Source organism: Flaviramulus multivorans, from assembly GCF_021728415.1.
GTDB classification, from domain to species: domain Bacteria; phylum Bacteroidota; class Bacteroidia; order Flavobacteriales; family Flavobacteriaceae; genus Sabulilitoribacter; species Sabulilitoribacter multivorans.
In genome coordinates, this window is the sequence record NZ_JAKKDV010000001.1 from 417,599 (window position 1) to 430,529 (window position 12,931).

Sequence of the window (12,931 nt, forward strand, 5' to 3'; positions counted from 1 at the left end):
ATAACGTAACAATTATAACATTTAAAGTTATGATATTTGCAAACTTATTACAAATAAATACTATGGATAATATTTACTTATTAATGTTGATAGCCATTACAATTTTAGCAGTTGTTGATATTGTAGTTGGAGTTAGTAACGATGCCATAAATTTTTTAAACTCAGCCATTGGTTCTAAAGTACTTTCCTTACGAACTATAATGATTGTTGCTAGTTTAGGTATTTTTATTGGAGCCGTTTTTTCTAGTGGTATGATGGAAGTGGCGCGTAAAGGTATTTTTGTACCTGCCATGTTTAGCTTTGAAGAGATTATGTACATCTTTATGGCAGTAATGATTACTGACATTTTACTCCTCGACTTTTTTAATACTTTAGGGTTGCCAACCTCTACAACAGTTTCAATAGTTTTTAATTTACTTGGGGCAGCTGTGGTTATGTCGTTGATAAAAATTTCAGCTTCAGACTCGCAAACCTTAGTAGATTTAGGGAGCTATATAAACACGAAAAAGGCTGTAGAAATAATTAGCGGTATAATAATGTCCGTTTTTATTGCATTTACTGTTGGTGCGCTTGTTCAATGGGTTTCTCGTTTGATTTTTACTTTTCAGTATGAAACAAAAAAGAAATATTTTGGAGTTATTTTTGGTGGGATTTCATTAGCAACCATCCTTTATTTTATTTTATTAAAAGGTTTAAAAGGAACTCCTTATTATAAAAACATAGCAAATTTCTTAGATGGTAATGAGTTATATATCGGGATAGGAAGCTTGTTGGTTTGTGTGTTGTTTTCTTATGTATTTCAACTAATAACAAAGAAAAGTGTATTGCTCGTAGTAATTGCTGTTGGAACTTTTGGTTTGGCATTAGCTTTTGCTGGAAACGATTTAGTAAACTTTATTGGTGTTCCTATGGCTGCATTTCATTCTTATGAAGCTATGCAACATGCCTTTTTAACATCTGGTACTTTACCTGCAGATTTTTCCATGTCTGTTTTAGAATCAAAAGTACCTGCAGAACCTATGTTATTATTTATTTCTGGTGGTATTATGGTTTTAACCTTATGGTTTTCTAAAAAGGCTAAAACTGTAGCCGAAACAGAAATCAGTTTATCAACGCAAGGCGATACCCATGAAAAATTTGAGCCTAATATGTTATCTAGAGGAATTGTAAGGGGTTCGACTGCTTTATCAAATTATTTTGGTGCTATCGTTCCAAACTCTATTCAAGAAAAAATAGATCGAAGTTTTGAAAAACCAAAAGCTAAAGCCTTAACTAAAAGCCAAAGCAAAGACTTACCTGCTTTTGACATGATAAGGGCTTCAGTAAACTTAATGGTTGCCGGTGTTTTAATTGCTATTGCAACCTCTATGAAATTACCATTATCTACAACATACGTAACTTTTATGGTGGCCATGGGTACTTCTTTTGCAGATCGTGCTTGGGGTCGCGAAAGTGCTGTTTATAGAGTAGCTGGTGTTTTAAATGTTATTGGTGGTTGGTTTGGAACCGCAATTGGTGCCTTTTTTGCAGCCGGAACTGTGGTGTTTTTGGTAAACTGGAATCCTAAAGTAATGACTCCAATACTATTATTACTAACTGCAATATTGCTGGTAAGAAACTATTTATCACATAAAGAATCTTCAAATAAAACTATAGCTGAAGATAGCTTAACAGACTCTGAAAGCAGTTCTGTACAAGGTGTTATACATGAAAGCGCAAAAAATATTGCTAATGTTGTAAAAAGAGGAAATAAGATTTACAGCAATGCCATAAACGGTCTTGCTAAACAAGACATTACACTTCTTAAAAAGAACAAAAAGCAAGTAGTTAAATTAACAGATGAAGTAGATTCTTTGAGAGACAATATATTTTATTTCATTAAAAATTTAGACGAATCTAGTGTCAATGCTAGTGGGTTTTATATCAATATTTTAGGGTATTTACAGGATATGACACAATCTTTAGAGTATATATCTAAAGTAAGCTATAAGCATATTAATAACAATCATAAAAAATTAAAGTTTAGCCAAATTAAAGAGCTTAAAGAAATTGACGAGCGTTTTGAATTGTTTTTTAATAATACTCAACAGGCGTTTAACTCACGTTCTTTCGAGCAGATTGGAGTTATTCTTGGAAGGAAAAAAGAAATTATGGAGCTAGTATCTTCCAAGATAATAAAACAGATAGAGCGAACTAGAACGGAAGAGTCAAGTCCGAAAAACACAACTTTATACTTTAATATCCTTTCAGAAACTAAGGATTTATTAAATGCAACCATGAATCTTTTAGAAGAATATCATAATGCACATGATGCTTCGGTTGAACCTGCTAAACTTTCGAATACGGCAGATGAATAGACGAACATAAAGTTATCATATCTTAAAAACACCTCAGTAGAGGTGTTTTTTTTTGGAAATAAAATGTATCCTCAACATCTATACCTCGAATTCATCCGTAAATAATAAAAACCTAAAGTTATTATTATGAAGAACATTTCAATTTTATTATTAGTTACAATTTTCACCTTTTCGTGTGTCTCAAAGAAAAAATATTTAGCATTACAACATGAAAATGGAGAGATTAAAAGCGAATTACAAAAAACAAAAGTTGCTAAAGAAGATTTAGAAATTAAATTTGACAAAATTCAAACTAGAGTTGATGCTTATAACTCAAAAATTACTTCACTTCAAAAAGAAAACGATTCTAAATTAGATATCGTTGAAAACGTAGGAGTAATTTCTAATAACACAAAAGCAAGTATGCGCGAAACATTAAAAAATGTTGATGCTGCAAAATTAAGTCAAGCTAAAACATTGAAAGACTCAATGAATTTAGCCGTGGCATATAATCTTGAAAAAACAATTAGCGAAAGTAACTTAAATGAAGATGAAGATTTTGCCGTAAATATTAATGAAACTGTAGTAATGATATCTATTGCTGATAACATGTTATTTAATAGTGGAAGCTACAGATTAAGCTCTAAAGCTGATGCCGTATTAAAAAAATTAGCCGACGTTATTAATTCTGAACCAAGCCTAGATGTTATGGTTGAAGGTCATACAGATTCTAGAACTATAAATACGGAGTTTATTTCTGATAACTGGGATTTAAGCGTCATGCGTGCAACTTCTGTGGTTCGTAAACTACAAGAACAATATAATGTAGCACCAGAAAAATTGATAGCTGCAGGTAGAAGTAGCTACCAACCTATTGCTGAAAATGACTCTAATGAAAATAGAGCCTTAAACAGACGTACTAGAATCATTATACTTCCAAACATTAATAAATTTTTCGCATTAATGGCTGAAAGTGATGGCGCGATGGCGGAAAACAATATTTTAGATTAATAATCTTAATTTGAAAAAGCATCCCATCTGGGATGCTTTTACTTTAAAACTATTTATTTCTAGTTTCTTTTACAGTTATACTAGGGTGTTTCTCTGCATATTTTTTGGTCACATACAGCCCCGTTTTAGCACTTCTGTATCTAGTTGTCTTTCCTTTTTTAGGCATACTAACTAAATTTAAATTAAACAATACGGAACTTCATTTATGCCTATTATTTTATATATTTGGTTCGACTACAACTATTAAATATAGGTTCTGGATTGAAATTCCATTTTTCCAGATTTAACTTTAATAAAAACACCTCAAAAGAGGTGTTTTTATTTTAGGCTACATTCCAAATTGCTTTTACTTCATCACAAAGAACTTCGATATCAGTTATTGCTTTAGGTAAGTTTTTTGGAACTTGGATAACTTTTTCACCGAATATACATCTATAGAAAGACATAACTCTTCTAAAACCTCTTCATTTTCTTTAATTACAACTTCTTTAAGGTACTTATAGACTAGGCTTGAAATATATCTTGATTGCTTGTTATCAAAAATATTACTTTTAGAAATATGAACTTTCACAGCTCCGATAAAGGTATTCCCATCTATATTAAGCTTATAAATTACATCAGGAGAAACAATTATTTCAACTCCATTTACAATTACAGACTTAGTGTTAACTTTTTTTACAATCTCATGTGGAACATCTTTAAGTAATTTAGGCAGTTTAATATTTATAAAACGCCTCATAGCCTCTAAAGAAACCTCTCTATCTAAAACTTGTCTTGGCTTTTCTGGTTTTCTAAGTTTCAATTCCTCAATTCCTTTTAATACCGGCTCTAAATCACAATTGTTTGCAATTGCTTTCCGTATTCTTGCTTTTGGAAATTGGTACCATGCTACTAAAAACTTATTAGGTTCTTTCTGTTGTCTGATAATTCTTTTTTTACCAGCTTCAGTTGCTTTAGAAAAAGCTGCTAATTGATTAATCGATATTACATAATTGTTTTTCATTTTAAACTAAATTTATTTCAAGAGTTCTAGTAAACTCTAGTTATTAACATACTTTAGAAAATGTTGATAAATTATAAGAGTCATAAAGTCTTATTACATAAGCTTTTTCAACATATCCTTTAATTATGGAAATATTTAACTTGGCAGAAATAATCTAATTTCGTTTCTTTGAAGAAGAAATGAGAGATTGATAAGTCTCTTATTTTGCTATTAATCTATTAAAATTCGGTGCTCAACCATTTTATAGAAAAAATTATCAAGAGGGATATTTCCAGTATCCCTTTTTTCTTTTTTACATATCTCTTTTTAATTTAAAATTTAAATACTTTATAAAAAGCACCTCTTTCGAGGTGCTTTAACTACACTTATTTCTAAATCCCTCTCAAATTCCTTGAGGAAAGAATTGGGAGAAATTTTAAGTGTAAATTTTAAGATCCACACATTAAACAATCATCACCTTCAGCTTCTTTAGCTTGGGCTATAAGGGCTTTCATTTCTTCAGCACTCATAGGTTCAACTTCCACCTCTGGTGTGTTTTGTTTTGCAAATTTTGCGGCGTTTTGTGCGGCTAATTTCTTTTTCTTGGCTTCTTCTTGTTCTAAAGCAGCTTCATTGACCTCAACAACCTCAGCTGTTGGCTCTTCTTTTTTCGTAGTTTGAAGCGTAAACTTAATAGCATCAACGGCACTCTTAGTACGTAAGTAGTACATCCCTGTTTTTAAGCCACTTTTCCAAGCATAGAAATGCATAGATGTAAGTTTAGCCATCGTAGCGCCTTCTAAAAATAAGTTAAGTGATTGAGACTGATCTATAAAATATCCTCGCTGACGAGACATATCTATAATATCTTTCATGCTCAGTTCCCAAACAGTTTTATAAAGCTCCTTAATTTCTTGAGGAATGTTCTCTATTCCTTGAATAGAACCATTAGCTCTCATTATATCTTGCTTTAAGTTTTCATTCCATAAACCTAACTCAACTAGATCTTCAAGTAAGTGTTTATTAACTACAATAAACTCTCCTGATAGTACGCGACGCGTATAAATATTAGAAGTATATGGCTCAAAACATTCATTATTCCCTAGAATTTGAGACGTTGAAGCTGTAGGCATAGGTGCTACTAGAAGTGAATTACGTACACCATGTTTAAGTACTTGCTTTCGAAGTTTCTTCCAATCCCAGTTACCACTTAATTCTTCATCTTTTATATTCCAAAGATTGTGTTGAAACTCTCCCTTACTTATTGGAGAACCTTTATAAGTTTGGTATGGTCCATCTTCTTTAGCTTCTTCCATACTTGCTGTAACTGCAGCAAAATAAAGGGTTTCAAAAATATCTTGATTTAGCTTTTTAGCTTCATCACTCGTAAATGGCAAACGTAATTGAATAAACGTATCTGCAAGTCCTTGAACACCTAATCCAATAGGTCTGTGACGCATATTTGAGTTTTCAGCCTCTGGTACTGGGTAATAATTTCTATCAATTACGCGGTTTAAGTTTTTTGTAACACGTTTTGTAATACGGAATAATTCTTTATGGTCAAACTCACCATTCTTTATAAACATTGGTAAGGCAATAGATGCTAAGTTACATACAGCAACTTCGTCTGGAGATGTATACTCCATAATCTCAGTACATAAATTTGAAGAACGAATGGTTCCTAAATTTTTCTGATTCGATTTACGGTTAGCCGCATCTTTATACAACATGTATGGCGTTCCAGTTTCAATTTGAGATTCTAATATTTTCTCCCAAAGTTCACGGGCTTTAATGGTTTTTCTACCTCTTCCTTCTGCTTCATATTTTAAATATAAAGCTTCAAACTCTTCACTATGAGTTTCTGGTAATCCTGGACATTCGTTAGGGCACATCAAGGTCCAATCGCCATCTTCTTGTACGCGTTTCATAAATAAATCTGAAATCCACATCGCATAAAATAAATCACGCGCACGCATTTCTTCTTTACCGTGATTCTTCTTTAAATCTAGAAAATCAAAAATATCAGCATGCCAAGTTTCAATATAAATAGCAAAACTTCCTTTACGCTTTCCTCCTCCTTGATCTACATATCGTGCTGTATCATTAAACACTTGAAGCATTGGTACAATACCATTACTGGTTCCATTAGTACCTGCTATATAACTTCCTGTAGCGCGTATATTATGAATAGCCAACCCAATACCGCCGGCAGATTGCGAAATTTTAGCTGTTTGCTTAAGCGTATCGTAAATTCCCTCAATACTATCATCTTTCATTGTTAATAAAAAACAAGAAGACATTTGAGGTTTTGGTGTACCTGAATTAAATAACGTTGGTGTAGCATGAGTAAAATATTTTTTAGACATTAACTCATAGGTTTCAATCGCAGAATCTAAATCATTTAGATGAATACCTATTGATACACGCATCAACATATGTTGAGGACGTTCAGCAATCTCTCCATTTAATTTTAAAAGGTATGAACGCTCTAAAGTTTTAAATCCAAAATAGTCATATCCAAAATCGCGGTTATAAATAATTGTAGAGTCAAGACGGTCTTTATTCTCCATAATTACATTATAAACCTCTTCAGATAATAATGGTGCATCCTTACCTGTTCTTGGATTTACATAGGTATATAAATCATGCATCACCTCACTAAAAGTTTTTTTAGTGTTTTTATGTAAATTAGATACGGAAATACGTGCTGCTAATCGTGCATAATCAGGATGTGCCGTTGTCATGGTTGCAGCAATTTCTGCTGCTAAATTATCCAGTTCGCTCGTGGTTACACCATCGTACAAACCTTCTATTACGCGCATCGCTACTTTTAACGGATCAACCAATTCGTTTAATCCGTAACATAACTTTCTCACTCTAGCAGTGATTTTGTCGAACATTACTTGTTCTTTTCTTCCGTCTCTTTTTACTACATACATTGTTTTACACTTTTTTTAATATTTCTGATACACCTTCAGAAACTGGGTTAGTTCGTTAGCCTAAATCGAATGTCTTTATTGAAGAGCATCCCATTTAGCGGTTAATTAATTTAATATGGTACTTAGTTTAATTTTCCGTTTAGCGGAAATTACATTTTAATAGAGTTTCAAAAATTTAATTTTTTGAATGAGGTCCTATTAAAAATCGGCATCAAAAGTGAATTTGTCTTTCTCTTCTTCTTTGTTTAAAACACCTGCTTTTTGATATTCAGAAACTCGCTTTTCAAAGAAGTTTGTTTTTCCTTGAAGCGAAATCATATCCATAAAATCAAACGGGTTAGGCGTGTTGTAAACTTTATCACAACCTAATTCAAATAACAATCTGTCAGTTACAAATTCTAGGTATTGCGACATTAAAACAGCGTTCATTCCAATTAAACTAGCTGGTAAAGATTCTGTAATAAATTCACGTTCTATATCTAAAGCATCTACTAAAATCTCCGTGATACGAGATTTTGATACTTTGTTTATCAAATGTTTGTTGTGTAAGTGCACTGCAAAGTCACAGTGTACACCTTCGTCACGAGAGATTAACTCGTTTGAGAATGTTAATCCTGGCATTAAGCCTCTTTTCTTTAACCAGAAAATAGAACAAAAAGCTCCTGAAAAGAAAATACCCTCAACCGCTGCAAAAGCAATCAAACGTTCTGCAAAACTTGGAGATTCAATCCATTTTAACGCCCAATCTGCTTTCTTTTTTATTGCAGGAAAGTTTTCAATAGCATTAAATAAAAGGTCTTTTTCTTTTTCGTCTTTTACGTAAGTATCTATTAAAAGTGAATACGTTTCGCTATGGATATTCTCCATCATAATTTGAAATCCATAAAAGAATTTCGCCTCGCTATATTGTACTTCGTTTACAAAGTTTTCAGCTAAATTTTCATTAACAATACCATCGCTGGCAGCAAAAAATGCTAGAATGTGTTTTATAAAATAACGCTCGTCATCATTTAATTTCGTAGACCAATCGGTTAAATCTTGATGTAAATCAATCTCTTCTGCAGTCCAAAAACTTGCCTCCGATTTTTTGTACCATTCCCATAAATCATGGTGTTGAATTGGGAAAATTACAAAGCGATCTTTGTTTTCTTGCAAAATTGGTTCTACTGCTACTTGAGACATTGTTTTTAGTTTTTTTTGATGGTTTAACGAAAATTTTAATTTTTTGGGAACAACAAAGATTGAAAATAGAACCCAAAAATGAAAGGTATAGTTATAAACATTGTCAACAAGTTTTTAACAATGAAAAAATCTTACAATAAAATTTTGGGTTTTATTTTTTATACTGTAATTAATTGTTTATCAATGTATTACAAGCAAAACACTACGTTTCAAGCGTTTCATAAACGTGCCGACAAGATGCTTTTAAAACACCCATTTTTACAGTGTGTTTAAGGCTTTTTTTGAAGATTTTCAGCAACCTTTTCTAATTCAAAATACCAGTCTTCTCCAAATTTTCTAATTAAGGCTTCTTTTACAAATTTGTATACCGGAACACCTAATTCCTCACCTAATGTACATGCATCATCACAAATTTGCCACTTGTGATAATTTACAGCTGAAAATTCAGAATAATCATTGACTCTTATTGGATATAGATGGCAAGACACTGGTTTTTTCCACGAAATTACTCCTTGGTTATAAGCTTCCTCAATCGCACAAAGGGCTACATTTTTTTCGTCAAAAATAACGTATGCACAATCTGCATTATTTATCAAGGGTGTTTCTAAATCGCCTTCTTCTGTTGTTATAAATGTCCCTTGAGATTCAATTGCTTCGATGCCTTCCTTTCGTAAAAAAGGTTTTACTTTAGGATAAATATCTTCTAGTATTTTAGTTTCAGCTTTTTCAAGAGGTGCCCCGGCATCACCATCAATACAACAGGCTCCTTTACATGCTGAGAGGTTGCATAAAAAGTCCTTTTTTATAACATCCTCGGAAACAATGGTTTTTCCTAACTGAAACATAAAATTATTATCTTGTAGCAGGCAAAAATAGTTAATCTTTAGATGAATTTAATTAAGATATTACGCTACTTTTGCCGAAAATTTAAAATCTTATTTAATGCAACTTAATTTTAAAGAAATATTTACGGCATTTATGGTCTTATTTGCCGTTATAGATATTGTTGGCAACATTCCAATTGTAATTGATTTACGTAAAAAGGTAGGGCATATTCAAAGTGAAAAAGCTTCTATAATAGCAGGTGTAATTTTAATAGTTTTTCTGTTTTTAGGAAAAAGTATTCTAAACCTTATAGGTATTGATGTAAACTCGTTTGCGGTTGCTGGTGCGTTCATTTTATTTTTTATTGCCTTGGAAATGATTTTAGGAATTACACTATACAAACAAGAAGAACATACGGCAATGACTGCCTCAATTTTCCCTTTGGCTTTTCCTTTAATTGCAGGACCTGGTAGCTTAACAACCTTACTGTCATTGAGAGCGGAATTTAGAACAGAAAACATTATAGTTGCCGTTTTACTAAATGTTATTGTTATTTTTATAGTATTGAAAACATCCTCTAAAATTGAGCGTTTTCTAGGTGCAAACGGTATAAATATTATCAGAAAAGTGTTTGGTGTTGTTTTATTAGCCATAGCCGTTAAATTATTTGCGCATAACATTAAAGCCCTTTTTGATTTAGCTTAAATTCCTTATAAAATTTTAAATAAATGAAAATATTAACCATAGTACTTAGTGTTGTTGCTTTAGGTCTTATTATTTTTAACTTAACAAAAGTAAATTTTGAAGCTCCATTTAAAGACGACAGTATTGTTGCTGTTATTACCATTGTAGCCTCGCTTTGCGTAATACTTATGATGACTATTTTACGAGTTTCTAAGCGTATAGAACAAAAAGCTAAAAGACGTAATTAATGATATTTGATGCATTAATCATTGGTGGTGGAGCAGCAGGTATGTCTTGCGCATTGGTTTTAGGTTCAGCTAAAAACAAAGTTTTTGCTGCAGATAAACACATTGGAATTATAACCCATCAAAAAACATCGCATTTACAAACCGCTTTATTTAATAATGTTCTGGGATTAAAACCAGGAACTACAGGAGCTTCTATTTTAGAAAGTGGCAAAAAACAGTTAGCTACTTTATATCCGCATGTTGTGCAAATTCATAATGAAAAAGTGTTAGCCGTTTCTAAAACCGAAAATGGCTTTACAATAAAAACCAATAAAAACAGCTATACTTCTAGTATTGTTGTTATCGCAGTAGGTTACACTAATTTAATGACGATAAAGGGCTTGGATAAATATATTGAACCACATCCAAGAGCTGCTATTGAAAAAGATCGTATTTGGTTAAAAAACGTCAATCATTTAATTGAAGAAAACTTATATGTTGCTGGAACCTTAGCGGGATGGAGGAGTCAATTTGCTATGGCTTCTGGTAGTGGTGCCCATGTGGCTACCGATATTTTAACCCTTTGGAATGACGGGAAACATACTAAGGTACATGATAAAATTGAACTGTAAGTTATTTCCCTTCACTCAACTTTATTACCTCATCAATCATAATATCGTTCTGGTTGTAAATTTCTTCAAAAGCGCCATTACCATAAAGTTGGTCGGCTAAAGTAGCTTTAATATATTGCTTTACCTCATCATGATAAGCCACAAAGGTTACTTTTGATTCGGTTCGAAGATTTAAATACTCTTGAAAAGCAAACACCAAATCATTGCTTACTTCAAAGGTGTCAATAAACTCTTTTCTAGGAATGTTATCATAAGCGTGTCGGTTTTTTTCTAAAGCTTCAAAAACAAAATTTCCAAAAAACCCACGACGTAGTAAAAATGATAGGGTTTCGTTTTGCATACTGCGATCAATCGGCACAAACACATCTGGAATAATACCGCCACCGCCGTAAACAGTTTTTCCGCCCGGAGTGGTGAATTTTAAAGAATCATCTACTTTTATTTTTTCAGGATCTAATAGTTCTCCTCGATCTAACCTTTCAAAATATTCATCGTAGTAATCTTTATGTCCGTTCTTATAAGGGCGTTGAATAGAACGACCTGTAGGTGTGTAATATCTAGAAACTGTTAGTCTTACCGCGCTACCATCACCTAAATCCATTTCGCGCTGTACCAATCCTTTTCCGTAGGAACGACGCCCAACAATAGTGCCTTTATCATTATCCTGAAGTGCTCCGGCAACAATTTCACTGGCTGAAGCTGAATTTTCATCAATCAGTACATACACCTTCCCATTTTCAAAATCACCCTTTTCAGTAGCATAACTTTTTTCTATGCTCCCGCGTTTGTTTTTTGTATACAAAATAAGTTTATCATCTTCTAAAAACTCATCAACGATACTCTCTGCAATACTTAAAAACCCTCCAGGGTTATCTCGTAAATCTAAAGCAATTTCAGTAGCTCCTAAGGCTTTTAATTTTTCTAAACCCGCTTTAAATTCTTTATAAGTTGATTCAGCAAAACGATTTACTTTTATATATCCTAGTTTTTCGGTGAGCATGTAAGCCGCATCAACACTTTTAATAGGAATGGTACTTCGTTTTACTGTAAAGGTTAGTAGCTCTGGTTCGCCTTTGCGGTATACTTTTAATTTAACTCTAGAATTTATTTCGCCTTTTAACTTTTTAATAATTTCAGTGTCTTTTAATTTATCCCCAAAAAGCGAATCGCCATCGGCCATGATAATTCTGTCACCGCCTCTGATACCTGCTTTAGCACTAGGTCCGTTTTCAATAGCTCTAATAACTGCTATTGTGTCTTTATAGGTATAAAAACTCACACCAATACCCACAAAATCACCTTTCATCTCTTCAGCAACGCGTTGCATATCTTCCTTAGGTATATAAACCGAATGCGGATCAAGATTGTCTAAAATACCATTAACCGTTACATCAACAATACTATCTGTATCAATATCATCCACATAATCATATTCTATATAATCGATTAGGCGATTAAGCTTATCTTTTTTGCTATTAGTAGAAAATAATCTGTCGGGGGAGTCTGTAAAATCTAATTTTCCGCCAATAAAAATCCCCGCTGCAATAGCAACACCTAAAACAAGTGGCAAATATTTTTTTTGATAGGGCATTATGCTTTTAAATCTTCAATATGTTCTAATTCAATGCCGGCTTTGGTTAAAAACCTCAATCCAGAATCGTCTTTATAAGCCTCATTATAAACCACTTTTACAATTCCTGCTTGGTGTATTAACTTACTGCACTCTTTACAAGGCGACATTGTTATATAAAGTGTTGCGCCTTTACATGACTGTGTTGATGATGCTACTTTTAAAATAGCATTAGCTTCAGCATGCAACACATACCATTTTGTGTAACCTGCTTCATCTTCACAAAAATTTTCAAATCCCGATGGTGTTCCATTATAACCATCAGAAATTATCATTCTGTCCTTTACAATTAGGGCTCCTACCTGTCTGCGTTTACAGTAAGATAGTTTTCCCCACTCTTGTGCAATTCTTAAATAAGCTTTGTCGTACTTAAGTTGTTTATTTCTTGGCATTAATTATATCTAAAATTATTGCGTTCCCCAAATTAAAAATTTGGGTCAGGCTTTTCGTTACAATCTTTTTTAAGGTTCTCGATACATTTCG

11 protein-coding genes are annotated in these 12,931 nt (G+C 32.7%); 5 read left to right on the forward strand and 6 right to left on the reverse strand.

The window, feature by feature from the left end:
- Positions 1–62: 62 nt before the first annotated feature.
- Positions 63–2,357, forward strand: coding sequence for an inorganic phosphate transporter (locus L3X39_RS01795; RefSeq protein WP_237230630.1), 2,295 nt, complete (start codon positions 63–65; stop codon positions 2,355–2,357).
- A 126-nt stretch (positions 2,358–2,483) separates the two neighbouring features.
- Positions 2,484–3,347, forward strand: coding sequence for an OmpA/MotB family protein (locus L3X39_RS01800; RefSeq protein ID WP_237229713.1), 864 nt, complete (start codon positions 2,484–2,486; stop codon positions 3,345–3,347).
- A gap of 376 nt (positions 3,348–3,723) precedes the next feature.
- Here the strand turns inward: L3X39_RS01800 and L3X39_RS01805 are convergent, their stop codons facing one another.
- The 4 genes from L3X39_RS01805 to L3X39_RS01820 form a co-directional block, all read right to left on the reverse strand.
- The gene (locus tag L3X39_RS01805) at positions 3,724–4,350 is read right to left on the reverse strand and encodes a hypothetical protein (protein ID WP_237229714.1); all 627 of its coding nucleotides are present in this window, start codon (positions 4,348–4,350) and stop codon (positions 3,724–3,726) included.
- 428 nt (positions 4,351–4,778) lie between these two features.
- Positions 4,779–7,268, reverse strand: coding sequence for a ribonucleoside-diphosphate reductase subunit alpha (locus L3X39_RS01810; RefSeq protein WP_237229715.1), 2,490 nt, complete (start codon positions 7,266–7,268; stop codon positions 4,779–4,781).
- A 198-nt stretch (positions 7,269–7,466) separates the two neighbouring features.
- Complete coding sequence (locus L3X39_RS01815; RefSeq protein ID WP_237229716.1) at positions 7,467–8,450, reverse strand: ribonucleotide-diphosphate reductase subunit beta; 984 nt, start codon at positions 8,448–8,450, stop codon at positions 7,467–7,469.
- Positions 8,451–8,719: 269 nt separating this feature from the next.
- Positions 8,720–9,295, reverse strand: a complete 576-nt coding sequence (locus tag L3X39_RS01820) for a DUF3109 family protein (RefSeq protein WP_237229717.1) — start codon at positions 9,293–9,295, stop codon at positions 8,720–8,722.
- Between the two features lie 97 nt (positions 9,296–9,392).
- Here L3X39_RS01820 and L3X39_RS01825 point away from each other — a divergent pair, with 97 nt between their 5' ends.
- Genes L3X39_RS01825 through L3X39_RS01835 form a run of 3 tightly spaced genes read left to right on the forward strand, consistent with a single transcriptional unit; the run spans position 9,393 to position 10,818 of the window.
- Positions 9,393–9,980 (forward strand): MarC family protein, encoded by a 588-nt coding sequence (locus L3X39_RS01825; protein ID WP_237229718.1) that lies wholly within the window; start codon positions 9,393–9,395, stop codon positions 9,978–9,980.
- Between the two features lie 23 nt (positions 9,981–10,003).
- Entirely contained in the window at positions 10,004–10,207 is a 204-nt protein-coding gene (locus L3X39_RS01830) for a hypothetical protein (protein ID WP_237229719.1), read from the forward strand.
- 2 nt (positions 10,208–10,209) lie between these two features.
- Positions 10,210–10,818: an NAD(P)-binding domain-containing protein gene (locus L3X39_RS01835; protein ID WP_237230631.1), complete on the forward strand. Its 609-nt coding sequence runs from the start codon at positions 10,210–10,212 to the stop codon at positions 10,816–10,818.
- 1 nt (position 10,819) lies between these two features.
- Here L3X39_RS01835 and L3X39_RS01840 read toward each other — a convergent pair whose 3' ends face one another.
- Positions 10,820–12,409 carry a S41 family peptidase gene (locus L3X39_RS01840; protein WP_237229720.1) on the reverse strand — a complete coding sequence of 530 codons (1,590 nt, stop codon included), beginning with the start codon at positions 12,407–12,409 and terminating at the stop codon, positions 10,820–10,822.
- Complete coding sequence (locus L3X39_RS01845; protein WP_237229721.1) at positions 12,409–12,840, reverse strand: deoxycytidylate deaminase; 432 nt, start codon at positions 12,838–12,840, stop codon at positions 12,409–12,411. The genes L3X39_RS01840 and L3X39_RS01845 overlap by 1 nt, the downstream gene beginning before the upstream one ends.
- Between the last annotated feature and the right edge of the window lie 91 nt (positions 12,841–12,931).